The organism is Tritonibacter mobilis F1926 (assembly GCF_000376545.2).
GTDB classification, from domain to species: Bacteria; Pseudomonadota; Alphaproteobacteria; order Rhodobacterales; family Rhodobacteraceae; genus Epibacterium; species Epibacterium mobile.
This window is the reverse complement of sequence record NZ_CP015231.1, coordinates 406,261-431,179: the sequence shown is the minus strand read 5'-3', so window position 1 is coordinate 431,179 and position 24,919 is coordinate 406,261. Positions and strand designations below refer to the sequence as shown.

At 54.7% G+C, this 24,919-nt stretch carries 26 protein-coding genes and 5 pseudogenes; 16 read left to right on the top strand and 15 right to left on the bottom strand.

The annotated features are described in order from the left end of the window. Positions 1–220: 220 nt before the first annotated feature. Positions 221–760 carry a hypothetical protein gene (locus tag K529_RS17575; RefSeq protein ID WP_005610687.1) on the bottom strand — a complete coding sequence of 180 codons (540 nt, stop codon included), beginning with the start codon at positions 758–760 and terminating at the stop codon, positions 221–223. Between the two features lie 471 nt (positions 761–1,231). Between K529_RS17575 and K529_RS17565 the strand changes: the two genes are divergently transcribed. The 5 genes and pseudogenes from K529_RS17565 (at position 1,232) to K529_RS23910 (ending at position 5,334) form a co-directional block, all read left to right on the top strand. Next, positions 1,232–2,017, top strand: coding sequence for a HipA family kinase (locus K529_RS17565; RefSeq protein ID WP_005610693.1), 786 nt, complete (start codon positions 1,232–1,234; stop codon positions 2,015–2,017). Next, the gene (locus tag K529_RS17560) at positions 2,014–2,799 is read left to right on the top strand and encodes a DUF3037 domain-containing protein (RefSeq protein ID WP_005610698.1); all 786 of its coding nucleotides are present in this window, start codon (positions 2,014–2,016) and stop codon (positions 2,797–2,799) included. The genes K529_RS17565 and K529_RS17560 overlap by 4 nt, the downstream gene beginning before the upstream one ends. A 182-nt stretch (positions 2,800–2,981) precedes the next feature. After that, positions 2,982–4,013 carry a reverse transcriptase family protein gene (locus K529_RS17555; protein ID WP_005610701.1) on the top strand — a complete coding sequence of 344 codons (1,032 nt, stop codon included), beginning with the start codon at positions 2,982–2,984 and terminating at the stop codon, positions 4,011–4,013. Positions 4,014–4,213: 200 nt separating this feature from the next. Then, positions 4,214–4,891, top strand: a pseudogene (locus K529_RS23730) (IS110 family RNA-guided transposase); the annotation flags it as partial. Between the two features lie 257 nt (positions 4,892–5,148). Then, positions 5,149–5,334: a DUF892 family protein gene (locus K529_RS23910; protein ID WP_005610704.1), complete on the top strand. Its 186-nt coding sequence runs from the start codon at positions 5,149–5,151 to the stop codon at positions 5,332–5,334. A gap of 52 nt (positions 5,335–5,386) precedes the next feature. Here K529_RS23910 and K529_RS17540 read toward each other — a convergent pair whose 3' ends face one another. Next, entirely contained in the window at positions 5,387–6,211 is an 825-nt protein-coding gene (locus tag K529_RS17540; protein WP_005610707.1) for a Crp/Fnr family transcriptional regulator, read from the bottom strand. Between the two features lie 277 nt (positions 6,212–6,488). Continuing rightward, on the bottom strand, positions 6,489–6,650 hold the full coding sequence (locus K529_RS23545; protein ID WP_157888511.1) for a hypothetical protein: 162 nt from the start codon (positions 6,648–6,650) through the stop codon (positions 6,489–6,491). Positions 6,651–6,794: 144 nt separating this feature from the next. Between K529_RS23545 and K529_RS17535 the strand changes: the two genes are divergently transcribed. From K529_RS17535 to K529_RS23540, 4 genes are all read left to right on the top strand, one after another. After that, positions 6,795–8,273 (top strand): FAD/NAD(P)-binding protein, encoded by a 1,479-nt coding sequence (locus K529_RS17535; RefSeq protein ID WP_080929645.1) that lies wholly within the window; start codon positions 6,795–6,797, stop codon positions 8,271–8,273. A 160-nt stretch (positions 8,274–8,433) separates the two neighbouring features. Next, positions 8,434–9,393: a UdgX family uracil-DNA binding protein gene (locus K529_RS17530; RefSeq protein WP_052699557.1), complete on the top strand. Its 960-nt coding sequence runs from the start codon at positions 8,434–8,436 to the stop codon at positions 9,391–9,393. A gap of 15 nt (positions 9,394–9,408) precedes the next feature. Next, on the top strand, positions 9,409–9,873 hold the full coding sequence (locus tag K529_RS17525; RefSeq protein WP_005635787.1) for a pyridoxamine 5'-phosphate oxidase family protein: 465 nt from the start codon (positions 9,409–9,411) through the stop codon (positions 9,871–9,873). Next, complete coding sequence (locus K529_RS23540) at positions 9,870–10,259, top strand: hypothetical protein (protein WP_065335637.1); 390 nt, start codon at positions 9,870–9,872, stop codon at positions 10,257–10,259. The genes K529_RS17525 and K529_RS23540 overlap by 4 nt, the downstream gene beginning before the upstream one ends. A gap of 87 nt (positions 10,260–10,346) precedes the next feature. Here the strand turns inward: K529_RS23540 and K529_RS17515 are convergent, their stop codons facing one another. The 3 genes from K529_RS17515 to K529_RS17505 form a co-directional block, all read right to left on the bottom strand. After that, positions 10,347–11,792, bottom strand: coding sequence for a phospholipase D-like domain-containing protein (locus K529_RS17515; protein WP_005635790.1), 1,446 nt, complete (start codon positions 11,790–11,792; stop codon positions 10,347–10,349). Between the two features lie 82 nt (positions 11,793–11,874). Continuing rightward, the gene (locus K529_RS17510; RefSeq protein WP_005635792.1) at positions 11,875–12,126 is read right to left on the bottom strand and encodes a GlsB/YeaQ/YmgE family stress response membrane protein; all 252 of its coding nucleotides are present in this window, start codon (positions 12,124–12,126) and stop codon (positions 11,875–11,877) included. A 202-nt stretch (positions 12,127–12,328) separates the two neighbouring features. After that, positions 12,329–12,718, bottom strand: a complete 390-nt coding sequence (locus K529_RS17505; RefSeq protein ID WP_005635793.1) for an NUDIX hydrolase — start codon at positions 12,716–12,718, stop codon at positions 12,329–12,331. 74 nt (positions 12,719–12,792) lie between these two features. Here K529_RS17505 and K529_RS23535 point away from each other — a divergent pair. Next, positions 12,793–13,307 (top strand): annotated as a pseudogene (locus K529_RS23535) (integrase core domain-containing protein); the annotation flags it as partial. A gap of 83 nt (positions 13,308–13,390) precedes the next feature. Here the strand turns inward: K529_RS23535 and K529_RS17495 are convergent. Beyond that, positions 13,391–13,564, bottom strand: coding sequence for an Arm DNA-binding domain-containing protein (locus tag K529_RS17495; RefSeq protein WP_005635795.1), 174 nt, complete (start codon positions 13,562–13,564; stop codon positions 13,391–13,393). Positions 13,565–14,140: 576 nt separating this feature from the next. On the opposite strand from K529_RS17495, the gene K529_RS23530 reads away from it, so the two are divergent. After that, positions 14,141–14,608 (top strand): hypothetical protein, encoded by a 468-nt coding sequence (locus tag K529_RS23530; RefSeq protein ID WP_005635798.1) that lies wholly within the window; start codon positions 14,141–14,143, stop codon positions 14,606–14,608. Here K529_RS23530 and K529_RS24085 read toward each other — a convergent pair. Further along, a complete protein-coding gene (locus tag K529_RS24085) occupies positions 14,538–14,798 on the bottom strand; it encodes a BrxA family protein (RefSeq protein ID WP_052032028.1) in 261 nt (86 codons plus the stop codon). The two genes, K529_RS23530 and K529_RS24085, sit on opposite strands and share 71 nt — an antisense overlap. Positions 14,799–14,855: 57 nt before the next feature. Here K529_RS24085 and K529_RS23225 point away from each other — a divergent pair. Further along, positions 14,856–15,493, top strand: a pseudogene (locus tag K529_RS23225) (IS5 family transposase); the annotation flags it as partial. A gap of 100 nt (positions 15,494–15,593) precedes the next feature. On the opposite strand, the gene K529_RS17475 reads toward K529_RS23225, so the two are convergent. From K529_RS17475 to K529_RS17460, 4 genes are all read right to left on the bottom strand, one after another. Then, positions 15,594–15,893: a hypothetical protein gene (locus tag K529_RS17475; RefSeq protein WP_040641479.1), complete on the bottom strand. Its 300-nt coding sequence runs from the start codon at positions 15,891–15,893 to the stop codon at positions 15,594–15,596. A 584-nt stretch (positions 15,894–16,477) separates the two neighbouring features. After that, the gene (locus tag K529_RS17470) at positions 16,478–16,825 is read right to left on the bottom strand and encodes a hypothetical protein (RefSeq protein WP_005612570.1); all 348 of its coding nucleotides are present in this window, start codon (positions 16,823–16,825) and stop codon (positions 16,478–16,480) included. Positions 16,826–16,836: 11 nt separating this feature from the next. Further along, positions 16,837–18,624, bottom strand: a complete 1,788-nt coding sequence (locus K529_RS17465) for a hypothetical protein (RefSeq protein WP_046002794.1) — start codon at positions 18,622–18,624, stop codon at positions 16,837–16,839. After that, complete coding sequence (locus K529_RS17460; protein ID WP_131665020.1) at positions 18,621–19,976, bottom strand: DUF4123 domain-containing protein; 1,356 nt, start codon at positions 19,974–19,976, stop codon at positions 18,621–18,623. Before K529_RS17460 ends, K529_RS17465 begins: the two co-directional genes overlap by 4 nt. A 429-nt stretch (positions 19,977–20,405) precedes the next feature. Here K529_RS17460 and K529_RS23220 point away from each other — a divergent pair. The 4 genes and pseudogenes from K529_RS23220 to K529_RS17445 all read left to right on the top strand — a co-directional run. Further along, a pseudogene (locus K529_RS23220) lies at positions 20,406–20,903 on the top strand (type I restriction-modification system subunit M N-terminal domain-containing protein); the annotation flags it as partial. After that, a pseudogene (locus K529_RS23215) lies at positions 20,904–21,362 on the top strand (type I restriction enzyme endonuclease domain-containing protein); the annotation flags it as partial. It lies immediately after the preceding pseudogene. A 661-nt stretch (positions 21,363–22,023) separates the two neighbouring features. After that, complete coding sequence (locus tag K529_RS17450; protein ID WP_005658351.1) at positions 22,024–22,452, top strand: pseudoazurin; 429 nt, start codon at positions 22,024–22,026, stop codon at positions 22,450–22,452. A 79-nt stretch (positions 22,453–22,531) separates the two neighbouring features. After that, positions 22,532–23,731: an NnrS family protein gene (locus tag K529_RS17445; RefSeq protein WP_046002792.1), complete on the top strand. Its 1,200-nt coding sequence runs from the start codon at positions 22,532–22,534 to the stop codon at positions 23,729–23,731. A gap of 106 nt (positions 23,732–23,837) precedes the next feature. Here K529_RS17445 and K529_RS17440 read toward each other — a convergent pair whose 3' ends face one another. Genes K529_RS17440 through K529_RS17430 form a run of 3 tightly spaced genes read right to left on the bottom strand, consistent with a single transcriptional unit; the run spans position 23,838 to position 24,918 of the window. Next, the gene (locus K529_RS17440; RefSeq protein WP_005673154.1) at positions 23,838–24,521 is read right to left on the bottom strand and encodes an NnrU family protein; all 684 of its coding nucleotides are present in this window, start codon (positions 24,519–24,521) and stop codon (positions 23,838–23,840) included. Further along, positions 24,518–24,742 (bottom strand): hypothetical protein, encoded by a 225-nt coding sequence (locus K529_RS17435; RefSeq protein ID WP_046002791.1) that lies wholly within the window; start codon positions 24,740–24,742, stop codon positions 24,518–24,520. The genes K529_RS17440 and K529_RS17435 overlap by 4 nt, the downstream gene beginning before the upstream one ends. After that, positions 24,739–24,918 (bottom strand): hypothetical protein, encoded by a 180-nt coding sequence (locus K529_RS17430; RefSeq protein WP_005673214.1) that lies wholly within the window; start codon positions 24,916–24,918, stop codon positions 24,739–24,741. The genes K529_RS17435 and K529_RS17430 overlap by 4 nt, the downstream gene beginning before the upstream one ends. Position 24,919: the final 1 nt, after the last annotated feature.

Sequence of the window (24,919 nt, the reverse complement as noted above, 5' to 3'; positions counted from 1 at the left end):
GGGGCTGTCCTTCACCTAGGGCTTTCCTACCAAACCGAACCTTCGATACCGGTCCCGCGCGAGTTCGCTGTGCGGCCCAGACCTGCCGTTCAGTCTCTGGCCGAGCGCTGCGGTGCAGCTTCACGAGACCGGCCATTCCTTCGTCGTGCAGCATTTTCGGAGGGTGAAGGTCTGCTGAGCGGGACACTGTTGATTCCGCGCTGACAGGACTGAATAGGAACTATTTTTGCGAAGACCTGAGGTCTTCAAGGTAGCCACCAAGTTCGTCGCCATAGCCCCAGCCGGTATCCGCAACCCGTTGATATTCTTTCTCCAGCCGGTCCAGCCAAGTTGCTGTCAGTTCCGAGTCGGCTTGGATGGATAGTTTCTTCACGATCGAGCCAAACATGGACCCCATGCTGTTGTAGAACGTCTCATCCATATCACCGAACTCCAGCGTGACGTCATTGCCGCATTTGACGTAGTAGAACATCAGCTCCAGCGTTTCGCCGAGCTGTCCCCTAGCCTTGTTGTAATCGGATATTGCGCGTCTGGCGTCTCGGTACTTGATGGGGGCGTCCCACCGGCTTGGATTGATGGCTGCTTTGATCCGCTTCTTGTAGGGCGAAAGGTCGGTGCCCCCATCCGAAGCTAGGAATCTTGCATGCAGGAAATCCTGGTTCCTCGGGTCGGCGCGATACAGGTCTTGGACGAGGCCTAGGAGCTGTACCTTGGAAAACCCCGACAACGCCCCCTTTATCGCAGTCCAGTTCTTTGTCACGATTCGAGCCCCTTCCAGCTTCTACACGGCATCTTTTCTACCGGCATTGCGAGGAAGGTGAAATCTTCGAGCCTGTGTGCCGGGGACGGCCCACAGCCGACCTTCGTGCCAGGCGCAGCGGATGGCCAGTCCCAGCCCAAGAACGCGATCGCCGTGGCACAGCCCACTGATACTACGGAATTGTTTTCAGTCGGTTCCCGCCAGTCGTTGACAATCTGACGCCCTCGCGGGATAGTTCCAAAGATCGCATGCCGGAGTTTCAACATGAAATTGACATAGGTCAACCTAATGGACTGTGTCGCAATCGGAAAGCCGATTAGGTTGGCAGGCAACAAGGCGCGCGCCAGGGCCTTGCTCAATCCCAATGGATGTGGATCAAGAATCAAAAAAACTGCGCAAACTGATACCTAAATGAATTGGAAAGTTGTTAGATTTCTCAGGCGCGCCACAAGCGGAAGAGCTCGCCCTCCGATGGTAACGCTCAGCAACAGTTCAGGAACTCTTGTTGAGGCTTACCTTAAGTCACCAGCATTTCATGAGAAAAAATCGCCTGTATGCCTAGAGCGGGAGTGGTTCGCCTCTCATCTGGCACGTGATCTGCGTTTACCTTGTGCAAAGATCGTGCCTGTCGAGGTCACCAGCGAACTCATCAGGATGGCTGCGGAAGTTTTCCAAGATGATGGCGCAATGTTGCAGGGAGCATTTCCAATATCCAAATCACTTCAAAATGGACCGGACTTACTGATCGGATCCATTTCCCTAGGAACTGGATGGTCGGAGTGGACACCAGTAGCACCTGCCTCAATTAATCAGCTCAAGATGGCCGCCGAAATCTACTTCTTCGACACCCTCGTCCAGAACTGGGATCGCGTTATACACAATCCGAACCTATTGATAAAAAACGACTTGTATGGCATGATAGATCAAGAGGAAAGTTTCGTCGAGGCAGCTGGGCTTGAAGTGGAACGCAGCTATCTGCCCAAACCTTGGATGGAGAACGGTGTGGCCAACCACAGTGGAGAGTTCGAAGAGCATCCGCTCTGGGAAAGAATAAAAAACCGTCGTGGCATTTCATTTGATGGAATAGTTCGAAAGTTTAAGCGCCTTCCTCAAGAGCAGATTGAATCCTATGGCTCTGGTGTCGAGTTCAACATTTGGTCTCGTAGCGCCAGCGACAGAATTTCTGAATACATTTTTGAGGCAATCGAAAATGTTGAGACGATACGGGATGCAATCGAGGTCAATCGAAGATCATGATCGAAATTCACTACACCTTTACCGTTTTGCAATATCGACACGATGCGTGGTCTGGAGAATCCCTGAATGTGGGCGTCTTGCTAGCGGCTCAAGATGTTAAGTTTGTGAGTATGAAAGTCACAGACACCTATGAAAGAATCGAGAAGGCTTATCCCGGCGTCGATGCATTTAAGGTTCGAAAACTATTAAGGGCAATTGAATTTCAAATCCGATCAGTTTCGAGCCGCGCTCAGCGAGATTTGATTCCCGAACATGAGTTGAGCGCATCGGCAATTGCGAAAAATTTGCTACCAGATGATGACAGTGCTTTTCGCTGGCTTGAGTCTGGAGCTGGCGTGACGACTTCTCCTAGCGACGAGCTCGACCTATTGTATTCGAGGTATGTTTCTCGGTGGGAGCCACAATCCGAGACATCTGCTGGCTTTGAGGATGAGCTGTTCCAACTTCGGAATAAAAAACTGGGTGTTGGGTATAAGTGGATTCTAAGAGCCTTGTATTATAAGCAATCATTTCCAAACGCTTTGCTCGCGCAAGGTCGCCTGTCGATCGAAAGACGAATGAACTTGCTTGAGCTAGCGGGCCTGCTTGAAAAAACACCTGAAAGACCTCGACTTACCAGCGAAGGTGTGCAAGCACTAAGAAAGGCATACGGAGCGAACAAGCCCCCCTTGATCGACTTCAAACAAGACGCGCGCCTGCCAGGCAAGGGTGACACCAAGGAGTTCATTGTAGGAAGCTCTCTCGCGAGTTCTTTGGCTCGGGAGGTTAGTAGTGGTGAGTAGTTTTGATACTGCAAGCCGGGATGGCGAGTCGCCATCCATTGACCGGACGTACAACAAGCCATTACCGTCACAATTTTCTCGCGGAGCTGCGAAAACTGTGACGGTAATTCGGACAAGTCCTCATTAGGAAAATTAATGAAAATATTTCCTATGATTTTCGGTAACCTCCAGAGCTTCCTTCAATGACCCCCTCGGCCCTCAATATTAGATTTGACGACGGTGTAGATGAAAATCATCGGGAACTAGTTTATCTGTATGCTTCTAGGATTGAAAGCAAAGGCCTGACGGTAATACTATCTCCGGAGCATTTAGGTCACCTTCTTCAAATGCGGCTGGAGGACATATACGCGATATCCAATGCTCCGCAGCATTTCTACAGGGAATACCGTGCAAAGAAAAAGAGCGGGGGCACGCGGAAGATATCTGCGCCACTACCCTTGCTTCTTTCTATTCAAAGATGGGTTCTAAAAAATATTCTTGAGCCTCAGGCTATCCATCCTGCAGCTAAGGCGTATCTAAAGAAATCCTCCATCAAGCAAAACGCGCGGTTCCATCGAGGTCAGCGTCATTTGTTCAAGAGTGATGTCAGAGATTTCTTCGGATCAATAAGTAGTAGGTGGGTTTACAGTCACTTCCAAAGCCTGGGATACTCCCGAGCCGTCTCTATGGTCTTGACTGCCATTTGCTGCAAGGAAAACGCCCTTCCTCAGGGCGCGCCAACTAGCGGCTATCTGAGCAATATCTACATGACGAGTTTTGATAAGGCGGTTTTCTCATACTGCACTGAGCGGAAGTTTCGCTTTACGCGTTACGCCGATGATATTTCAATTTCCGGGAGTGGAATAAATTTTTCAGAGCTGTCTGCGTTTGTGAATCGGGAACTTAGAGATATTGATCTAAAAATGCACTCCGGAAAAACCCGTTTGATCCGGTCGCATCAGAGGCAAAAAGTCACGGGTGTAGTTGTGAACGAAAAACTTGGGCCTGGCCGTGACTTCATTCGCAAGCTTCGACAGGAATATTATTACATATCCAAGTATGGGGTTGAGGAGCAATCGCGGGTTTCTGGGTGGAATAACTCCATAGCATACCTTAACAATATCCATGGCCGGATCGCTCACGCTATCTTTCTCACGGGGCATGACGCAAGGCTATTGGAAATGAAGAATGCAGTAGAGAGCCTGTTGCGAAAGTCTGAGTACATTCGAGGCTAGAACCTGCATTTCATAGTATATCCATTCTCTGCTCATCGCCGACGTTCGTCCAAGTCGCAGAGAATGTCGGCTCCCCGCCGTCACTTCTGAAAGCCTTTGGTGCTGCGGCTGCACAGGTCATGTCCGCTAATGGGATGTACCGGCTGCTTCACCCAGCAGGTTAGGCTGAGCCTATTTCACCTGCAGATAGGAGAAGTAGCATGGCGAAGACAGATTTTGACGAGTTGATGTCGATTGGAATCGATATCGGCAAAGATACGTTCCACCTTGTTGGCTTTGACCACGATGGGCAGCGTGTCCTGCGCAAACAGATCAAGCGATTGGCGTTGGTAGCATCATTCGAGAAGCTGCCGCGCTGTATTGTCGGCATGGAGGCGTGTTTGAGCGCCCATTTTGTCAGCCGCACATTACGGCAGATGGGGTTCGAACCTCGGATTATTCCTGCGATCTATGTGAAACCTTTCACCAAGGGTCAGAAGAATGACTACAACGATGCAGAAGCTATTGCCGAGGCGGCGCTTCGGCTCAACCGGCAGACCGTTTCCGAGAAGAGCCAGGAGCAGCTTGATCTATAAGCTCTACATCGCGTCCGGTCGCGGCTTGTGTCTCGCCGGACAGCGACCATCAATCAGATCCGCGCCTTCTTGATTGAACAGGGCATCACTGTTCGCAAAGGTCTGCGCGCTTTGAGGAACTCGTTCGAGGCGATCCTCGAAGAGCGTAAAGGCGAGATATCGCCGCGAATGCGCTCGATTTTGATCGGCCTTTACGGCGATTGGGTGTGGATGGACGACCGCATCGACAAGGTGTCGGCAGAGATCGAAGAAATTAGTCGAACCGAAGAGAACTGCGTCAACGTCATGTCGGTGCCGGGCATGAGTATCTACACTCTGGCAGACCCATACTTTGAGCAACTCAAGGAAATGAAAAGCGCCAATTCGCAAGCGTTGGAGGCCACCCAGAGACTGGTGGAAGCAGCCTCAGACGCCGATTTGATGCAGGCCCTGAATGCCGGAGCCTAGGGCATCCAGCAAGGAATTGAGGCCATCGCGAAGATCTTAAGTGAGCACGACGAGCCCACCATTGGGGGAGCACTGAGAGGGACTGGAAAAGTCAGCCGAATAGCCACAAGCGCATGCCGCATGCGGTCAAAGATAGCTTCGGCGAGGGCGCAACGCCCGATGCCATGATCATCACGCAGTATCAGCGGCTGGTCCACTATGCGATCGCAGGTTACGGATGCCCTGCGGCTTTCGCCGACCTGCCGAAATTGGACAGTGACATGATTGGGCTGAAGGCATTGCCTCAATGTACTTTATGACGGCGACCGCACGATGACTCCGCTGGCAACTGATGGCATCAACCTGGACGCCCTAATCTGGCTCCAACTCTGGCTCGGCCAATTTAGCCGGGCTGGCCGCATCGCGTCCCTCAGAGTCGGGCTGTGGAAACCAAGACGTATCCATGTCGACGAATGGATCAACGAACTCACAGTCTTTTTCCCATCTCTCGCGATCCAGCAGACGCATGTAAGGACGCTCGATTTCGATTTCACCGTCCTCCACAAACCTGCGAAGCAGCTTGTTGACGTAGATTGATGTCAGGCCGACCGCCTGTCCAATCTCGACCTGGCTGAAGGGCACTTTGAAGCGGTTGCCCAAACCGACCTTCGCGATTTCAAGACGTGATCGCAATTGCAGCAGCCAAAACTTGAGCTTTCGCGTTGCATCCATTGACGCCAGACTACTGGCATGGTGCCTCAGCGCGATCTGATCGAGGCTGCCAACCGCAGTCAGAAGTGCCCCAAGCCGCGGATGGTCCGAAAAGAGCGGTGCCAACCCCTTTCTGGGGAATGGGCACAAGACCCCGTCGGTCTGCATGACGACGCGATGATTGGCACGTGACGATCCGATCTCTGCCAGTCCCATCACTTCTCCGGGCAGGTAAATCCTCAATATCTGGCTTCGGCCGTCGGTGCTGTCAGACCTCACGATAGCCCAGCCGGACTTAAGAATGGTCACGCCATCCGACCGGTCGCCGACGCTGATGACCGTTCTTCCTTTACGGCAAGGTCGTTCATCCTTTTCCATTTCAGCGATGAAGGCACGTTCACGCTCAGTCAGGTCAACGAAACGGGAAAGGCGGCTGACAAGGCAGCTTTCAATATCTTTGGTCTTCCGGATCTTATCATAATTCATCACGGCCACCGCGCCTGTTCCGCAGTGCCGCGCTACAAAGACAGATTTTACCTTGAACAAAAGTCTGTCTGCAATAGATCTGCTCACCTTCAACCTTTCCGACACCGGTCCACCGCTCCGCGCGTTTCTACAAGTCGGGTTTAAAAAGCACTTCTGGCTTGACGCGCCATTGCCCCACTTGGCTACGCTCACAGGTTCGGACATGCCATCTGTATCGTATCCAAGAAGCAGCCACATTCGCGCAGGATGAGATTTGACAATCTTCGAAATGATGCTTTCAAAGGATTTCTGTGATCGTCGTAGGACCAATGGTGCGGTCCGCGATCCGTGTTTGGATTGCAGCCTTGTGGGCTGGCAGGCCCAGATTGATCGCCATACACAAGGCGTGGATTGCGAGGCCACGTTCCATTCGGTCGTTGGCTGCCCATGGGAACAGCATTTGGCTTGAAGTCCCGCGTCCATTTCGCCGGCATCGCTTGTTCCGTTGGTCACGATCATGTTCTGACGCGCTTGGCATTTTTCGACGCAAGTCCAGAAAACCGCGCGCTTTACTTTCCACTGCGGCTGAGCTACGCCGCCTCTCGTGTCAGTGAAAAAGCTAGCAATCATAGGGTTCGGCCCCAGGGGGCTGGCCGCCGCCGAGGCGGCGCTGGCGGTTGCTCCTGACCTGCATATCTGCATTTTTGAGCCAGGTCCGTACCCAGGCGTCGGACCAAACTTTCGTCCAGACGAAGCGCCCGAGTGCCTTTTGAACCTGCCGGTTCGCGAGCTTGATCTTGGTGCCCCGCGTTTTGCCGACTGGTTGGGGGGCGCGCCCGAGGCCTACCCACCAAGGGCTGAGGTGGGCCGCTACCTGACGGAGCGCTGGCAGAGACTGCGACCACACGTTGAACATGTCCCCGCCACTGCCGTGTCGGCGCATTATGATCGCGGCTGGATCGTCGATGGCCGGGGGCCGTTTGACAACCTGCTCCTGACGCAAGGCCAACCCCCGGTGACGCAAGATGCGCAGGCCGCCCGCTGGAGCACGCATGCCGCCGCGCAAAGGCTAACCTTTATCGACGCCTACCCGACAACGGCGATCCGCTCCACAGAGTGGCGCGGGCGGGTCGCGGCGTTGCGTGGGCTCGCACTCTCGGCGCTGGATGTGATCGCCCTGCTCACGCTTGGGCAAGGCGGCAGAATGGATGGCGACAGCTATCGCGCCTCGGGGCGGGAACCGAAGCTCATCGTGCCGTTCTCCCTTGACGGGATGCCTCCTGTTCCGAAGCCAGCCAATGCCGATATCGACGCCCTCTTTGATCCGCTCCCAACCGAGCGGCGCGCGGTCATTAGCGCGGTCACGCGGGCACTGACGCTTTCGCCGGATGCTGCGGTCCAGTGCCTGACCGATGCCCTTGCGCCGATCGTCGCGCGCATCACCAGCACCGATCCCCAGCCGTGGCTCGCCGCGGAGCGCGACGCGCCCGGCGCGCAAGAAGGCGATGACCCGGCGTCCGCGCTCGAGATCGGACTCTTGATGGCGGAAGGACAGCGCGCGCCCTCAGTCGGTTATGCGGTCGGGCAGATTTGGCGAAAACTACAACAGGATGTGCGGGGTCCGTTTGCGGCGTGCGGCGGCAGTTGCGAGACCCGCTCCGCGCTGGTCACTTTTGAAAATGGGCTCAAGCGCTATTCCTACGGCCCACCCGTGCGCAGCGCCCGCCTGCTTCGGGCCCTGATCAACAACGACCTAGTCCGTCTGACCGTTGCGGAGGACCCGTCGATCGTACTGGAGCGTGGTGGGTGGCGGCTGGATGACAAGATCCTTGCCGACGCGATGATCGATTGCGTTCTTCCCGGACCATCGCCCGACGATATCACCGATCCCTTGGTGCGCGGTTTGATCCACGCTGGACACCTAAAAGTCGACTGCGGACTGAAACCAGTGACGGCTGGGCTCTCCGTGCTCGGCCGTACGACCGAAGGTCAAAGGTGGGCAACGGATTCGCTCATCGACTGTTTTGGCGACGTGACCGTTGAGTGGGCCAGAAAATCTCTCTGTAACTCAAAAGAGGTTTGAGCTTTCACAGGCACGACACAGGAAGGCGCAGAGAATAAAGGCATGGCAAACCGTTTCTGATGCTGCAAAGCTTGTTCCGGGCCTATGTCGGCACCTACGCTCCCATATGTATCGGGCTCCCCTTGGCCCAAACTTCGCACCTATCCAAACCGAGGTCGCCATGCGCATCCTTTTGATCCTATTGCTTTTAACGGCCGCACCCGTGTTGGCCCAGACGCCTGCGGACGCGGGTGGTGAGGTAACCTCTACCGATCAGGCGGTGGATGTGGAGCCGGGGCTTGCGGATACTCGCATCGCGGAGCGGATCGCGCAGATCCTTGATGCGACGGGGTGGTATTCGGACGCATCTGTGCGCGTGGATGACAGCATCGCGTTTCTGGATGGCACGACAACGACGACCGAGCGCAAGACTTGGGCGCGTGATCTCGCCGCCAAGACCACGGGGGTTGTCGCCGTGGTCAACAGGATCGAGGTCGAGCAAGCGGTCGAACTGATCGCGGCAATGCCTGCCACGCTCGATCAGGCGCGTGCGGAGGCCGAGACTTGTTCGCGCTGTGACCTTTGTGCTCCGCGACGGATGGTCTGGGGTGAAGGGCCCACCGACGCTTCCCTGATGATCGTCGGCGAAGCACCCGGCGATCACGAGGACCAGCAAGCCCGGCCTTTTGTCGGCCCGGCTGGTCAGCTGTTGCGCGCCGCGATGGCAGAGGCCGGATGCCCGCCCGCTTATCTGACCAACGCCGTGAAACATTTTAAGTTTAGGCAGCGTGGCAAGCAACGGCTGCACCAAAGCCCGACGCGCGGCGAGATAGACCATTGCCGCTGGTGGTTGGACCAGGAACGACGGCTGATCCGGCCCCGGCTTACCGTCGCGCTTGGCGCGAGCGCCGCATTTGCGCTGACCGGGCGTCGCGCCGCGCTGACGTCACGACGTGGCACGCTGGAACCGGCAATCCGTGGCGGTGACGTCCTCATCACCTGGCATCCCGCAGCGATCCTGCGCGCGCGATCACGTGGCGCGGAGATGCGCGCCGAACTGGCCGCCGATTTGAGCCGCGCTGCGGGGCTTGCGAAGGAACGAATGGGCGCGCAGGGCGTTAGAGGTGCGACAAGCCTTTAACAAAGGGGAAACCTCATGACCGACACACAAGAATTCTGGGACCGCCTCGCCAATGTGCGCGCAGGACTGATGGAGGTGGATGGCCGCCTCATTCCCATGTCGCCAAACTGCGCCCCCGAGGATGGGTGCATCTGGTTCCTGACCGCCCGTGGCACCGACGCAGCCAAGGCTGCGCAATCCGGGAAAGAGATCCGCTTTGCCATTTGCGATACGGACGCAGGGCTGCATGGCGTTGTCAACGGCACGCTACAGCTGTCGGAAGATCGCGAAAAACTGGCCGAGGTCTGGAACTTCGTCGCCGCCTCCTGGTTCGAGGGTGGAAAGGATGATCCTGATTTGGTTCTGGTCCGGATGACGCCCAAGACCTCTGAATTGTGGCTCAGCCCCAAAAGCGGGATGGTGTTTCTCTATGAAACTCTGAAGGCCAATCTGACTGATACGCAGCCTGACGTGGGCCGTCATGTCACGGTGACATTTTGAACCCAGCGGAGATCCTCATAAATCGACCCGAGGGGCTTTACTGCCCTTCGGGTGATTTCTATGTGGGCTCCATCCATCCAGCGCCCCCTGTGCGCATCCCCCATGGCCATACCCATCACGCCCGCGCGGTACATGGCGTGGTGATGGCGGCTGCGCAAACTCCTGATATCATGGCGATCCGCTGTGGCGAGGGCTCTGCCGGGGCGCGACAAGTAGCGCAGAGCCCGCATGACGTCGGCGGCGTTACGCTGTCCTTTCACCCTGCAGGTCATGTGCCGGGCTTGTCTGACGTCAGCACCTCTGAGACGGTTAAACTCGATGTGAAGAGAGAAGGTTTCTCGCGCATCACAACCTCTGCCCGCCGAGGCGCGCATATACTGCCGTAATATCTTTCGTGTCGCAAAGCTGCCGGCCAACATTTCAGCGCAGAAATTCTGTAGCGTCAGAATGGCAGTTTAGGGATATACAAGCGATCAATGCGGTCGCAATCGCTTGCGCCACCCATAAAACAATCCGCGCTTACTCAGCGGTTCGAACAGCGCATCCGGCCCTTCAGGATCGAGAATTTCATTGTCGGCCAACCATTCCTCTATGTCGCTCAACTCTGGCATTTCGAATGCCTGCAATGTTCGCCCGCTCGTCTCACCACGCAAAGCCTCGATCACAGCAATCAGTGATCCCGAGCTCTTCAGTCGGCGTGCGACCTCGTCCGGTGTCGTCGCAAGATGTTCCGCGATCAGATCGTTCCGCAGCAGCGCAATCTCTTCGCACAGCTCTGCATTTTCTGGACCTACTCCGCTGAGGACCACATCACATTCCGTATCAAGCCGCAGAGAGCGGTTATTGAAGTTCGAAGACCCGACACGCAGAAACTGGTTGTCGACAACCATCACCTTTGCATGCACGTAGATCTCGGCACCTTGTGCGGTCACAGGATGATAGAGGCGAAACCGGTCATGCTTGTCGATCCGACGCAGGGCTTCAAGTAGCCGCGCTCGCGCGCTGTCCATTGCTATAGGCTCGAGCCATCCTTCGGCGGAAATTGGGTTGACGATGACGATCTCCGGGCCGTCCACCTCAACCAGTCGCTTGGCCACAGCATGGGCGATACGACGCGATGCAAAATACTGGCTTTCGGCGTAAATCCAACGCTTGGCACTCGCGATGAGGTCGAGATACATATCCTCGATTTCATGCAGTGGCGCGACATCCGGCATCTCCGGTTGCGTGCGCGCTATGGCCAGTTCCACATTTTTGAAATTTGCCTCAAGCGCAGGCGGCCAGCACTCATGATTGTCACCTGCCGGCTTCAGTGTTTCACCCGTTGCGATCTTCCATCGTTTGCGGGCCAGATCGCCCATCGCGCGTGCCGCCGCTCCGTCAAATGCGCTGGTGGCGTCATGCCATGGCCCATAGGGTTTACCATCCGGGTCAATGCGGCCGGGGTCGTTATCTTCATGGTCGCGCCGATCCCAACGTCCAACAGTCATATCAATACCACCGCAAAATGCGATGCAGTCATCAATCACCACGATTTTTTGGTGGTGCGAACTGGCAAACGGATGGGCACCGTCAAGCTTCAGCATGATTTGTTTGTGCCACTTCCAGCGCAATATCGTAGAAAGCGTGTTGCCACGAAACATAGCCTGAAAGGCGCCCGTGTCCCAGCGCAACAGTCGAATTTGAAGTGCCGGCGTTCTGTCAGCAAGCCACAGCATGAAATCGCCAAGCTGCTCCGGCCCTTCGCCTTCTCCCAAACTGATGCGGGCATCAAAATCCCAACCAATCAGCATAATACTATGCCGCGCTTTAAGCATCGCAGCGCGAACAGCGACAAAGTAGTTTTCAGCGTCGACGATGAAAGCGAACCTATCGGCTTGCTCAAGACGCCAGCAATTCCGTCCCGGTTTCAACTTCATGCGCCTATATCCTGCTGTAATATCGTCAGCACCTCATCAAGATCCACACCTGTGTTACGCACCACAAGTCGCCACAGGGCGGTCAGCGCCTCAGTGCGCGTGCTCCGCCGACAAGAATGCAGGCCCCTGCAACCCCAGCGACCAGATACCCTAGCACACCCCCAAAGGACACGCCCAATAGGCCAAACAAAAAACTCGCCACGGCTGCGCCGACAATTCCAAGGATGATATTCAAAAATATGCCAGTGTCTGCCTTCATCACCGCAGAGGCAATCCAACCGGCCAGCCCTCCAACGATAATGGCTGCAATCCAGCCAATTCCTGCATCTTCCATGATGGCTCCCTCCCACAGAACTAATCTCATTGAACCTGACCTTATCCGAAGGCGTATGTCAGATTTAATCGTCTTCTAAACGTTCTCAATGGGTGTGATATCATCTCGCCTGAATTTGTTGCGCAAAGGCATGATGCGGGACATATCTTGTGAAACCAGCGCAATAGCTGTTTTACATGAACAGACCCATCCCGCCGAGTTACTAGCGCCAAATCGCAGGGAGAACCATGTCCCGCGTCAAAGGCGCGAGATCAAGTTTGTCTTGCGAGTTCGGATACACCCATCGAATCTCTTCGATCTCTGCTCGCGCTTCGACATGATCGTTGAGATGAATGCGAAACATTTCGGCCGTAACGAGGCAGCGTGGCTCATTCGCCGCGGGGGCGGAAAATTGACCGAGATATTCGGCTTCCTCGGGTTGAAGATCTAGTGCGAGCTCTTCGAAGAGTTCACGGCGAAGAGCGTTCACGGGCGTTTCATCGCCGTCGATTTTCCCACCGGGCTGCATGAATGCGGTCGTTCCACGTTTCCGGACAAGCAAGGTTGCTCCATCTTCCCGAAGAATGGCGGCAGCAGCGATGCAAATCTCCATAATGGCGCTCCTCATGATTGGTGCTTCAGGCGCTCAGTAGCGCAAGACTTCTGTTTTCCCAATGACATCTGTGGGTGCGGTCGGAGCATCGCGAACATGTCTGGTCTTACGACTTCGTGCATTGCCGGACCGACGACGGGAAAGCGTTCCGCACGCTCAACATCATCAATGAATACAGCAGGGAATGTTTGGCCATCCGTGTAGATCGCAAGCTGAACTCAGGCAACGTCATCGATGCGCTGAGCGACCTGTTCATCCTGCGCGGTGTGCCCTCGTTCATTCGGTCTGACAATGGCCCGCTCGCCATTGGGCTCGAACCAATGGCGCCTTCAATGGCTTGCTTCGTTGCGCAGGCCGTGCAGGATTGGATCAAAGCCGTGGGAGCAAAGACAGCCTACATGGAACCTGGGTCACCGTAGGAGAACGGATACTGCGAGAGCTTCAACGCCCGGTTCAGGGATGAGTTCTTGAGTGGCGAAACCTTCTACAGCCTGCGTGAGGCGAAAATCCTGATCGAAGAATAGAGGAAACACTACAACACGAAACGCCCACATGGTGCTCTGGGCTACGCCCTCCGGCGCCAGGAACCACCGTTCAGGTGGACCAAAGGCCGGTCATGCACTATCAATCAAATTGGACCACTCAAGTGGGGCTGATCAAGGGGAACCGCGCTCAGACCACAATTTGTGCAACAGCACCCTTGCCCATCCAGCGATACTTGAATCGCCACAGTTTGGAGCCACCGGGATTGACCAATAGGGACAAGCCGTCAAAGTCGGCCTGCTTATAGGGTTTCTCTTCCGGCTTCAGCGCGCGGACTTTGGCATCACGTGGGGGTACCCTCATTTCACGACCTCGGCGGCACCCCGCCCCATACCCCCTTTGAGGGTAGATTGGGCTGGATCGCTCCGGACAAAATCGGACAAAGGGTCCACTGTTTTAGACAGAAATCAGGCTATTAGAAGAAATTACAAACCACAACTGGAAGTGATTGTGGTGCCCGAGGGCGGCATCACAGAGCAACGGCATTTCAAGGTCTTAGAGGCAGGTGGGACAGTTTTTCGTCCCATTGTTTCTTGTAGTTTTTCGGATCGGCGTCCCACCCACGACCAAGGTTGACTCGGCGGGCTCGCCTTGGACTATATTTGGCGACGAGCGTGAGAAGTATCCCGCTCAGCTATGAGGGGCAGCTATGAGACGGCTTTTTGCCGCTGCGAAATGTCCTCCAGCCACTCGGCAAGAACTTTGAGTTCGACTTCGATCTGGTCAGGAGTTGGGATCGAGGGGTTCGTTGCATCACTGGCGTGATGGAGAAGTTCGGAGCAACGACCGTAGGCTGCACGCATGGATTCTGCATCGGCCTCTGTGATCACGGAGAGCTTGGCGAAACCTTTCGTGTTGACCTTGTGAGAGAAGGTTTTGATGACCGGCGGCCTCGACGGCACTCTCCTAAGTGTCGCGAATTTGCCCGAGGATGCCTTTCGCGGTAAAGAGCCAGGTAACTTCGGGGTCTTGATCATACTGCAGTCGCGTGTTGGCGAGGTGCTTTCCAATGGTTTCGACCCGTTTGGTAGCATTCTGCGCTTTCATTGGGGCCTGATTTTCGCAATGATCGGGTCGGTCTCCACGTTTGGCGACGTGCCTGATGGCGACGGGTGTTTGCGGCAGGCCATCGTCGGGCTCACTACACGCGCGCTCCAGCAAAAACAGGAACGGCAAGTCATGGGTGAAGACAATCACCTGTCGATCCCTGCCCTTGCGCGCGAGCCGTTTGGCGATGGCTTCCCTGTGGAGGTGATCGAGCGAGGAAACCGGATCATCAAAGATGACAGGCGAGAACCTCGGACGAAATCTGTACCGGTTGCAAACGGTAGGTCTTCGTGTCGGTGATGAACCCGACCTCCTTCAAGATTTGGAAGATGCTGTCACCGAGCTTGTTGGTTGTAGCATCGTTCCAGACTGGCATGGCCTCGTCCTCATTTCGTAGATGCTCAACGAATTCGGGCCAGAGCTTGCGCGGCAGGTCGTGCTTAAAGGTGCGAAATTGCTCCCTGACAACGCGGTTCAGGAAGGCCGCCAAAATTGCGCTATGCTTGATTGCAACCGCGAAGAGAGCGTGCGTCGCAGCTTCTTTCGATCACCTTGGCGAGATTTGCCCGAAGAGTTTGGCAAATGGTCCAGTGTTTACCGCCAATTCCGGCGCTGGACGTTGGCTGGGCTGTGGGAGGACATACTCGAAGCCTTGAACCAAAGCGGGGCCGTTCCAAACGCTCTCCAAATGATCGACAGCACTGTTATTCGCGCGCATCATCAAGCAGCGGGCGCAAAAGGGGGACTCCGAGACAGGGTTTTGGCCGTTCAAGAGGTGGCTTCACGACCAAGATCCACCTCCGCGTCAACGCGCACGGGTTGCCCATGAGAACAGACATCACACCGGGGCAAACTTCGGACTACCTTGGTTTTGATCTCGTCATGTCTGATAATCTGCCTGAGCCGAAAGTGCTACTGGCAGATCGGGGCTATGATGCTGATCGCATTCGGAAAAACATGAATGAACGTGATATCCTGACCCAAATTCCGATGCGAAAGACCCGCAAGATGCGCGTCGGCGTGGATCATGGGCTGTATCGATTGAGAAACCTGGTCGAACGGTGTTTCAATAAGCTCAAGAACGCCCGCCGCGTTGCTACCCGGTATGACAAAACTGCAGAAAGTTACCTCGGGTTCATCGACATCACATCCATCCGGCTCTGGGTGCGCCATTTGTCAACATGACCTAGCTCGTAAAAATAAGCGCCAATCTCATAGTCATCTTGGTTTGGTCCTAATATGTTTGCATTGTAGGAACTAAGTAGTGTATTTAAGCATGGTGATATCATGCCAAATAATCCGAAATGTCGGGTTCATCTCCTTTTTCGAACAGGTATTTATTTAATCGCAACATAAATTTTTTTGCCGCCCCATCACTTTCAAACTCTTCTCCAGAATATTGACTAATCAGGTTCTGGCTGAAATCATCAGCTCTAATAAGATTGTCAATCTCCGCCATCAAGGACTTCTTTTGAACTTCGTTCAATGATTGAACAAAGGGCTTGGGGTTTATTCTCTCTTGATCGGGGCGCATCGCATTGGGATCGTATTCGATCAAAATATTTTTTAGCTCCGCAGAAAACATCATTATATCCTATTTTGGGTCCGGGTACATTGTCAGAAGTTCGACAACACTGCCTTTTTTCAAACACGGCCACAATTTCCGTACTATCTGGAAATGCCGTCCTTACGATTATGGGTTGGCGGCCTGTTTTCCCAGAGGCGCGGGTAAATCCTTTAATCCTCGCCTGAAAGTTTGGGCCGAAAACGTCTGTCATTTTGAGAGTAACTTTATCCCTCCCGTCTACAGTGCTATTTCTAAGTGCTTTGTACACGGGGTCTTCTATAGCTTTCTCATACGCTCTTACATAGTCGGCTGGTGTGTTGAACTTTGTAGAATGCCTGCCTACCCCCATCACTGAGCCATTACTCCGCCTAGGGTGATGATTGCCTGTCATTGGATCGATGCCACGGTAGACACGATTAAACAGTTGTTTGTCCGTCACATCACCCTCATGATGCTGCGGACCATGACCTGCCGTGCAAGATCATCCAGCGTCTCACGCCAATACCGTGTTCGGCGAAACAGTTTCTGCGTTTTATCAACGACACCACGCGCTATCTCACGGATGCTGTAACGCAGTTTGCGACCAAATAGCTATTGTATCTTCATATATAATCAGGGTGAATGTAGTCTTTCCAATCTGGTTCCGCTCCGTCTTTGTAGACGTAATCATAAACCGCCTGCATGTATTGGTAGATTGCCTTTTCGGACTTCATGTAAAGACCATTTGTAGCGTTGTCGAAATCGTCTATAGTCATGTAGCGGCGCCTAAGGAAATCTTCAAATGCGGCTTTTTCAAGGGAACGTCTTTCAATAGCTGCATCCGATACTGGTTCCGATTTGCACCGTAAGACTTCTTTTTTTAAAGATGATGGCTCGCCAATGCTTGGATTTATGTATAACGTAATTATGCCATCCATTTTCTTTTCTAAAGATTCTTCACTGAGCTCCATTTTGTGATTCCTTATTTCCATGGGTATACAGCAGGAAAAACACCAGAGTGCTGAGGGAACATTGTATATAAACCATATGTTCCGTCTGGTTTCTTTTTATATACCGCTTTGATTGTGCCATTGCGAAAATCAAGATCACGCATGCCAGTTGGATTTTTTGCAGAACCAACGCGTTGCTTCCCCATAAATCGGCTTTGCGCACTTGGGCCAAATAGTTTTGGATTAGATATCGATTCAATTACTTCAATAGAACTATCTCCTGACGAGACCCCAGCCTTGAAATCTGCCGTATTTCTCATAAAATCATCCGCCCGCACATAATCAGCGGGCGTTTTGAACTTGGTGGAATTGCGTGGGGCCATGTGATTGCCCCCATGCACACCGTCCACCTTTGTACCTGTCATAGGATCAATGCCGTAATACGTACGATCCCCCAGTGCTTTCGCAGTTACATCCCCTTCATGCCGTTGTGGGCCGTGTGCGCCTGGTACATCGAACTCTAGCTGTCGCAGGCGCTGTAGATAGTACCTCGTCGGCATGAACAGCTTTTGCGTTTTATCGACAACTCCGCGCTGTATCTCACGGATGCTGTCACGTAGTTTGCGGCCAAGTGGGCCGATTTTGGCGATAATCGGCTGTAGCAGATCAAGAAAGCGAGTAATGGCACGAAACGCATTGCCAGAGCCTTTGATCAGCCTTCGGATTTTTGCCGCTGTTGACGCCGCCCGCGCTGCCAAAGCTGCTACGGCTGGGGCTGCGCCTGCGCCAGACGCAGCGGCCAATGCGCCAATCAGCAGACAAATCAACCATATGATGACTTCAGGAATGACGAAACCGCCGCCCGTGCCGACCATCTCAGCCCAAAAATTTGGTGTCATCATGGTGATGACCCGCATCGCTGTGTTGGCGATGAGACCTAGAACTGGTGTGCGTCGGATCATCTCGATCAGCGAATTGAGCCATTCAACGCCGTTTTGGAAGGCGTCGTAAATCATCTGCCCGAATTCTCCGATAGCACCGCCAGCGGTTCTGAGTGCCGCAAGAAGCTGTGTTTTCTCGAAAAATGCGTCGATGTCGCCTGTCAAAAGGGCGCGAAGTATTTCAACCAGATTCTCCAGTTGTTCGTAAGCGGCTTGCGCTCCATCCCATGCGGCACGTCCAAGAGCCTGAGCCGTTTCAATCGGACTAGTAACAGCATCCCACGCAGCACTCGCCGCGCTGCTGGTTGTGCTTTTGAGCCAGCCCCATGCAGACCCCCAAAAGTCTTTTTCCCCATTCCACCACGACGAAATACCGCGCCCAACACCGTTGATGAAATCCCCTGCGGCACCCGTCCAACCATCACGATTCCATTCATCCACATAGGGTTGAAAGGTACGCACCATTGCCGTTTCAAATGTCCATAAATCGCCGACAAGACCTTTCTCGAGCTCCCATGCATCATCGGCGGCGCTGTCTATGTCCGCCTCTGCACCTGTGTCGATGGTTAGAGGGGCATGCGGCAGGTCAGGCTGCTCTGCAATGCCGAGATTATCCCGAATTTCCTGAATCTGGGCTTCGGTGTCTTTGGCACCATAGTTCAGCGGGTGATACGTGCGAGTTTGTGCCAAAACCGTTTCATCAGCATCCAGAAATCGCGTTGTCAAATCCGTTACGGGCGTCGTTAACGGATCATCATAAAAGAACTTAACCTGTCGCGGCGCAGTGCAGGTCTGGCAGACGCCACCAAATGTGCCGGACTGTGTATTCGCGACCGGTTCGGCCTGTGCGGTCACCTCTGCGGGAGTCAGATCGGTCATGATGTTGTTCCCGTTGCGGGGGACAATTGGTCCATACGATTTTTAAGGGCACTCATTTTGTCGGCCTCACTTAAAGAACTTTTGAAAATATCGAGAAGGTAGCCGGAGGGGTCTTTTTGGTCAAAGGTCTTCCCGAAAAACAGCGACCAAGCGGCAAGAATGTAGAGGTGCTTTTGCTGGCTGAAACCATAGGCCACCATACGAGCTACTGGCTCGTCGATCAGAGAAGTGATCATCTCTTCGGAGTAATGTTTGAGGTCATTCGGGAAGCCTTTTTTGAGGGCTGCCGCCAGTTTCCGAAGATCCTTCTGCTCGCGTTCTTTGTAAAAGGGGGCGAGGTCATAGTTGGTGATTTCAAAGGGCTTTGACGGGATGTTATCCACAAGGAACAGCGCGTGTTGCAACAGAATTTCCCGGACGGCTTTCCCGCCATCCTGATCTGCCAGCAATCCACGGACGCAGAACCCGTCTCGCAAAAACCAAAGCGCAACCCGTTCCCGGTTGTCCGCGATATGCGGGAAATAAAGCCGGATATATTGCTCGTCCCAGAACCGGACAAAGACACGGGTTTTCCTGCCCTCACGCGGCACAAGCGTAAATTTTCTGAAATGCCGCCAGACTTCGCCCATGAGCGCGTTTGTCCGAATGAATATTCCTGTGTTGTGGCCCCAGTGGTTTCGGAAGAAATCACGATGAAAATCTGGAACCAATGCGCGGTCCTCCCAGGCACCGTCCGGCAGGGTCATGTCGATGAGGTAGGGCGCGCTTTCTTCGAGTTCCTGCGCGGTTTCTCCTTTGAACAAACACTGTACCGGCACATCGACACTATCCAGGTCGAACACTCCCGTGATGTTTTTGCGCAAGTTGGCGTCCACGATGAGATAGGTCCGCATCTTGGGTTCATCTTCAGGCTGCCCGAACAACAGCTCTTTCAGCTCAGGCGCTATCCAGTCCTGATCCCACACCGGGATTCCGGTCTGATCGTGTAGTGGCACAGGCCTATGATCCTCAATCGTCAGATAGCGTTGCGGTACGCCGTCTGTCGCGACGCGCTGCATTGGTCCGAGTTCAACGAGGTGTCGGGAATGAACGACCTCCGCCAGGGCCTTGGTCTGTAGAGGGGCCAGTGTACCGTTCTGAGCAAGGTAGTGCGAAGTGGGCAATGCCTCTTCGAGCCAGATGATCGCAAGACCAAGAGGTTCGATGTGAGCCGCAAGAGCCGCACAAAAGTTGTCGTGATCCGATGCCCACACGGCAGCGTGACAGCGATAGTCGGTGCCATCTTCTACGTCGCGTAAGTAGCAATCACCGATCCATGCTTCTAAGCCGCACATACAAAAACACTCAATCAATTAATCTTTGACAGAATCCGTCTCATATCGACCCAAACAGAGGTAGACTACAACCGACTTTGTTGCTCGAAGCGGTATTTGAGCAAACTTCCCTTTTCTCCAGACGATGTCATCCTACCGGTAACATTTGGTGCGGCATCGGGTTTCCGACACTTGGGCCAGTCCGTGCGCCGTCGAAAATGGTGTCGACCATCAAGCTCAAGTTCTTGAACGCAAGAAACGGCGCACACCACGCCCAGCGCGAGCGGAGGCCATGCCGCGCCGAAAGAAGCGCGAATGCACGTGCCAGGTGAGAATAGACACTGCCCAAGGCCAATCCAGACTATATGCGTCCACAAATGACGCCAAAAAGCGGCAGCGGGCATTGTGAACTGGCAAAAACCTCTGCTACCTCTTTTGCCAAGCATCTATTTGAAAGAACCTATTCGCATGGCGCAAAACTCCCGTTCCGCTGATCTCGACTTCGCCGCCGACCTTTTCTAAGCAGCCGACAAAATGCGTGGGGGCCTTGAACCGTCCGAATACAAACACGTCGCGCTGGGGCTGATCTTCCTCAAATATATCTCGGAAGCATTCCAGGCGATGCACGATCAGCTCGCCCAAGATGAGTTTGCCGATCCCGAGGACCCCGAGGAATACCTTGCAGAGAACGTCTTTTGGGTGCCGGAAACCGCCCGTTGGTCCCACATCCAGCAAAACGCTCGCTCTGAGAACATCGGCAAGATCATCGACGACGCGATGGAGGCCATTGAGGCCGAGCCCACCAACGAAACCCTCAAAGGTGTTCTCCCCAAGAATTACGCCCGCCCGACGCTGGACAAGACCATGCTGGGCGAGCTGGTGGACCTCTTCTCCAACATTAAAATGCACGACAGCGCCGAGGGCAAGCGTGGCGGCGAGTTCTTCACACCTCGTTCCGTTGTTCGCAAAGCACGACAGCAGCGCAATGTTGTCGAGGCCAAGGCGTTCTCGGAGCGCTTGCAGGCTGCCGTTGCCCGGTATCATGCCAACGCGATAACCAGTCTTGAGATGATTCAAGAGCTGATCGACATGGCCAAAGATATGAAGGCCTCGGCAGACCGTGGCGATGATCTTGGGCTGAATGAGGAGGAATTAGCATTCTACGACGCACTGGCTCAAAATCAGAGCGCGCTAGAGGTGCTTGGCAATGACGAGTTGCGACAGATCGCTCATGTGCTTGTCGAACAACTCCAGAAAAACGTGACCGTCGATTGGCAGCGCAAAGAGAGTGCACGAGCGAAGTTGCGAGTTTTGGTTCGGCGCATATTGAAGAAATATGGCTACCCGCCCGATTTGGCCCCGGCAGCAATCAGTTTGGTCCTGAGCCAAGCCGAAACGCTCTTGAGTTGGCAGGCTCCGCAGTAATCTGCGGGGCTCCACGCTTAAGTTGCCTTTGCTGTTGTTTCGATGAGCGCATCGCGCGGGCGCACCATGTGTTTACGATGCGGATTAAACCAAGCGTAACAATTATCGGCTGCGCTGGGCTCAGTTCCTGCCCTTGATGCGTTGATTTGGGCGGACTTGGATTTTATGGTCAGTATGTCGGCGCTGCCTTCCATCGCAGGATTCACCGTCCTTGGTTTAAGGGCCGTGACCTTGGGAGTAAAATCCCAGCGCCGATACTCTTTCAAGAGAAGGGGGCACTTCAAATGAAGCCCCTCGCCAACATCGCACCAAGGCTGCGCTGCTCTGCCGCATGCACCCAGCGGAAAGCCAGTCACTCTAGCACGTCATCATCCAATGCGGCTTCTCGTTTCCTGACCAAATCCGCGCAGCCCTATATCCCGGTGACCCAGGAACCAGAGCATGAAAGAAATATTTGAGCAGCAATTCCTTCTCATCATCCGAGGTCCGATCTTCTTCCTTAAGTGAGCCTAGAACTTGCAGCCGGGCCCCATCAGTCGTTTTCCCGTAGTGTGTACCGCTTCTTTGCTTTGAAGTTTGTTGAAGAACAACAAATGCGTTCCGGCGATGGTCGATAAGGCGTTCAGAAACGAGATCTTCAGAACGCATGAAAGGAACTCAGATGTTCAAGAAAATCAGCTACGCCGTTGTCTTCGCGTGCACTGCGGCCATCGCCCAAGCGGAGACCTTTGAGGTCAAAATGCTCAACAAGGGTGAGGCTGGCGCGATGGTTTTTGAACCTGCATACATCAAAGCCATGCCCGGCGATGTCATTCATTTCATTGCGACAGACAAGGGCCACAACGTCGAAAGCATCAAGGGGATGCTGCCCGAGGGAGTGGAGCGCTTTAAGAGCAAGTTCAACGTCGACTACGAGCTGACCGTGAATGCCGAGGGGCTCTATGGGCTGAAATGCACACCGCACTATGGCATGGGTATGGTGGCCCTCATTCAGGTCGGGGAGGCGGTGAATCTCGAAGAGGCACAGGGTGTCACGCAAAAAGGCAAATCCAAAGGCCGCTTTGAAGATTTGTTCGCGCAAGTCCAGTGATCGGACAGTCCAGTTCAGACCTAGCAAAGGCGGCACCATCGCGGTGTCGCCTTTTGTGTCCCGCTAGAGGAGACAAACCATGTCCCACCCTCACTCTTATTCCGGCCCTGCTTTTCTGTCCTACGGATTTCGCCCATTCTTCATGGCGGCGTGCCTGTTCGCCGTTGTGATCATACCGCTGTGGATGTTGATCTGGACGGGCGGGCTGACGCTGCAAAGTGTCCTGATGCCCGTCGATTGGCACAGCCATGAGATGATCTTTGGCTATGGCAGCGCAGTGATTGCAGGTTTTTTGTTTACGGCGGTGCCTAACTGGACCGGCGGCATGCCGACCCGGGGCTGGCCGCTATGCGCCATGCTGATGCTGTGGTTGGCGGGCCGCCTTGCTGTATTGGGGGTGGTACCCCTGTCATGGGGTGCGGTTGCCAGTGTCGACAGTGCGTTTCTGCTGGTGTTGTCGGTACTTGTGGCGCGGGAAATCATCTCAGGAAAAAACTGGCGCAACCTGATGGTTCTGGTGCCGGTCTCGCTTCTTGGAGTGAGTAATCTGTGCTTTTTTGTTGAGAGTGCGCTGATGGGGCAAGCAGACGTCAGCCGCCGGTTGGGCCTTGCGCTGGTGATCTTCCTTGTGTTGTTGATCGGTGGGCGTGTCATTCCCAGCTTTACCCGCAACTGGTTGAACCAGAGGGGATATCGCGCTCTTCCTGCTCCGTTCGGAAAGTTTGACCAACTGAGCCTTCTTGCCACGATTCCGGCGCTGGTGGTTTGGGTTATTCGGCCAGAGAGCCTGAGTGTTGCGGTTCTGATGTGCCTGGCGGCGCTGCTGCAGACGGCGCGTCTGGCGCGGTGGCGTGGATTGTCGACGCTGCGCAATCCGGTACTGGCGATGTTGCATATCGCGTTCCTGTTTGCGCCGGTCGGGATGCTGGCAAATGCGGCGACGGCGATTGGGTCTCTTGACGCCAGCGCCGGCCTGCACATCTGGGGCATCGGCGCGATTGGCGGCATGACAGTTGCCGTGATGATGCGGGCGACAATGGGGCATACCGGACGTGCGCTGGTGTCGGGACCGGTACTGAACCTCGCCTTCATAGGATTGATACCAGCACTGTTGGGGCGGTTATTTCCTCATGTCGAGTATCCGGGCGGAGTCACGGGGCTTGATCTGGCGGCGTTGTTCTGGACGCTTTCCTTTGCGCTGCTCTGCTGGAAGCTTGTGCCGTGGCTCGCGATGCAACGCCAGGATCGCAAACGGCCGACACCGCTGCGCAGTCGTTGATCTGAAGCTTGGGCCGGTAGAATGCAGATGCAGGCGGGATTATCCGCCTGCATCGTTTCATGTGCCTGATGTCCGTGTGGGGTGGGACACGTGTGCTGCGCAGGGATTATCCGGGAAATGGCCATGCGCCGATAGCAGATGCATGCAGGTGCAAGACGAGGCACCAGAGCAACACGCCAACCGCGCCGCGCAACATAACGGCGCGGGTATTTTCCTGCCACCATGCGTGATCAAACACTGGCCGAAGCGACAGGATCGGCGCAGCGGCAAAAGCGCCAGGGCCAATGGTTCTGAGTGCCCGCCGGTCAAATGCAGGCATCGCTAGCAGCGAAAACAGTGCAAAAAGACCAAAAAGGAGAACATGCGACAGATCGCCATTGGGCGGCAAATGTGCCAGAGCCCAAAGTGTGAGCGCCAGCAGCACAGGGTGGCGGGTGATCGCGGCAAAGCCGGGGTGGGTGGGATCATACTCTCGCCTGCGACTGGCACCAAGGCTACCGGGCAGTCCGGCCCCGATCCCGCAGGCGGCCAGCACGAACGCAATTGGTGTTGCCACGAATGGAATCCAGCGCGTCCATGGTGCCTGGGGCCAAAGCTCGATATAGGGCGCGCGGCCTGCGGCTGAAATCACCCAGCCCAACAGGATCAGCGACGCCAGCCCGTAAAGGGCAAAATAAGCGCGCCGCCCCAAGCGCTTGATCAGATTTCCCCTGAGGCCGCCGACACGCGGCAGAAGGTGGCTGAGCATAAATGCCGCCACTGCCACAATAAATTCTATCCAGCCAGTCATGTGTTCTCGGCCTGAATGATCAATCTGCGGATATGGCGGGCGAATATCCACGCCGCAGGCAGGCCGAGCACTCCACCGATCACTACGCTCATTTGTGGGGTGAGTACGTCCCAACCAAGCCAACTGCCGATCAGCGAGGCAAAAAAGACGTTGATGGCAGCGGCCCCCGTCGCAAAGGGGTAGAGACCCGCCACCAATTTGCACGAAACACGATGGGTCATCGCCGGCTCACCAGCAGATGAACGCAGACCAACGCAGCGAGCAACACCAGAGAAGCTATGAAGAACCAGAACTCCGCGACATCGGTTTGCGGTTGTGGAATGGGCCGCTCGAAGCGTTCGGCACGCGCGGAAAACGGGACCAAAACACATGCGAGTGCGCAATAAAGACGTTTCATT